Source organism: Corallococcus sp. AB030 (assembly GCF_003668965.1).
In the GTDB taxonomy this organism is placed as follows: domain Bacteria; phylum Myxococcota; class Myxococcia; order Myxococcales; family Myxococcaceae; genus Corallococcus; species Corallococcus exiguus.
In genome coordinates this window covers 1-1,846 of the sequence record NZ_RAWQ01000428.1, presented here as the reverse complement: position 1 = coordinate 1,846, position 1,846 = coordinate 1, and the positions used below count along the sequence as shown (strand labels likewise).

Annotated in this window: 2 protein-coding genes; both read left to right on the top strand. The window is 71.0% G+C overall.

Going from position 1 to position 1,846, the window contains the following annotated elements; translation table 11 throughout:
* Positions 1–427: 427 nt before the first annotated feature.
* On the top strand, positions 428–1,537 hold the full coding sequence (locus tag D7Y15_RS43355; RefSeq protein ID WP_120581460.1) for a GRAS family protein: 1,110 nt from the start codon (positions 428–430) through the stop codon (positions 1,535–1,537).
* Positions 1,534–1,846, top strand: a 313-nt coding sequence (locus tag D7Y15_RS43350) for a CinA family protein (RefSeq protein WP_148713047.1), incomplete at its 3' end; no start/stop codon positions are given. The genes D7Y15_RS43355 and D7Y15_RS43350, both read left to right, overlap by 4 nt.

The window sequence follows — 1,846 nt, the reverse complement described above, 5'->3', positions numbered from 1 at the left end:
ACGGGGGATGAACATGGGCGGGCGCTTCAACACCGGACCCCCGCGAAAGTGACACCCGCGCTGGCGCCGGAGTGCTCCGGCCCGGCGAGGACACTGCATGCGTTCATGGATTCGGCCCAAGGCGCCCAGGACTTCCCCGGCCCGTGGCGGAAGTCGGTTCACGGAGGGCATACGGACCGGGAGGCGAATCCCGGTGGTGCCTTTTCACGCGAAGTCTATGGGATGCAGTGCCAGGAGTCGCCGGGGCGCTCGAATCCCCCCGCCATTCCCCCCGCGCCGCGCCACTCCGTCCCCGAGGGCGGCGCGCTGTGCGAACGCGCACGGCCCTCTGTCCCGAGGTGCCGCCCCCTGGAGCCGCGCCACGGGCGGTCGTTACACTTTTTCATGTCGAGCGGAAGCCACGGCCAGGGTTCCGCGGGGAGGGCGCATGCGGACGCCGAAGGACGAACTGCTGCTCCGGGCGATGGACCATGCGTTGTCAGCGCGAACGATAGAGGCGGTCGAGGCGCTGGCCGCGCTCTATCGGTTGTTGGACGCGGAGCGCATTCCCGAGGACGAGAACTACGCCGTGTTCGCCACGGCATTGTCGCGCCGGTTGGAGGGCGCGACGGGCGCGCTGCATCCGTACCGGGCGTCGGAGGTGGACGGAGGCGCGCCACAGATTGAGTTGTTCCGGCGGTTGATGAAACACCTGCCGCTGGCGTCGGCGGCGGACGCGGTGGCGAACGCGCTGCTCGCGGACTTCCTGCGAGGGCACGCGGAGCCGACGCTGCTGGACGTGGGCATCGGGCAGGGGAGGCAGGAGTGCAACCTGCTGCGGGCGCTGGCGAGGACAGGAGCCCTGCCCCGGCACCTGACAGTGGTGGGAGTGGACCCCAGCGGCACGAGCCTGGTGGAGGCGCGCGACGCGGTGCTGGCGGTGGCGGACGAGGTGGGGCTGTCGCTCGAGTTCGTGAAGCTGGAGTCGCCGGTGGAGGACCTGGACGTGGCGACATGGGCGGCGTTGCGAGCCGTGCGCCGGCCGCTGGTGGTGAACGCGGCGTTCGCGATGCACCACGTGGCGGAGAAGGAGACGTCAGGCATGGAGGCGCGCGACGCGGTGTTGGCGAGGCTGGCGTCGCTGGGCCCGGTGGGCGTGGTGATGTGCGAGCCCCACGTGGATCACCACCGTGCACCGGCGCGTGAGCGATTGAAGAACGCGTGGAATCACTTCTCCCGCGTGTTCCAGTTGCTGGATACGTTGGAGATACCGAGCGCGGAGCGTCGCGCCATCAAGCGATTCTTCGGCCGGGAGGTGGATGACATCGTGGGCACGGTGAACGAATCGGAGCGGTGTGAGCGCCACGAGCCGGCCCTGGCCTGGTGGGAGCGGTTGCAGCGAGCAGGCTTTGCGCCGAGGGGCGGGCTGGAGGCGGTGTGTCCGGCGGACGTGCACCCGGCGGTGGGGCTGTGCGTGGAGGAGGGCACGGTGGGCATCACCTTCCGGGGCGACGTGCTGGTGTCGGTGCTGGCGGCGGTGCCGGGAGACGGCGCGTGAGCGACCTGGAGGCGTTGGCGCCGAAGGTCATCGCGAGGTGCCGTGAGGCCGGGGTGCGGCTGGCATTGGCGGAGGCGTGTACGGGAGGGCTGATGACGGCGGCGCTGACGGAGGTGCCGGGGGCCTCGGCGGTGGTGGAGCGAGGGTTCGTGCCGTATTCGAACGAGTCGAAGGGAGAGCAGCTGGGGGTGCCGCTGGCGTTGTTGCAGGCGCACGGCTCGGTGAGCGCGGAGGCGGTGGGCGCGATGGCGGCGGGGGCGCTGGAGCGTTCGTGGGCGGACTGGGCGGTGGCGGAGACGGGCATCGCGG

Coding starts and splice junctions, on each gene's coding strand:
- D7Y15_RS43355 (WP_120581460.1), top strand. CDS start 428: ATGCGGACGCCGAAGGACGAACTGCTGCTCCGGGCGATGGACCATGCG.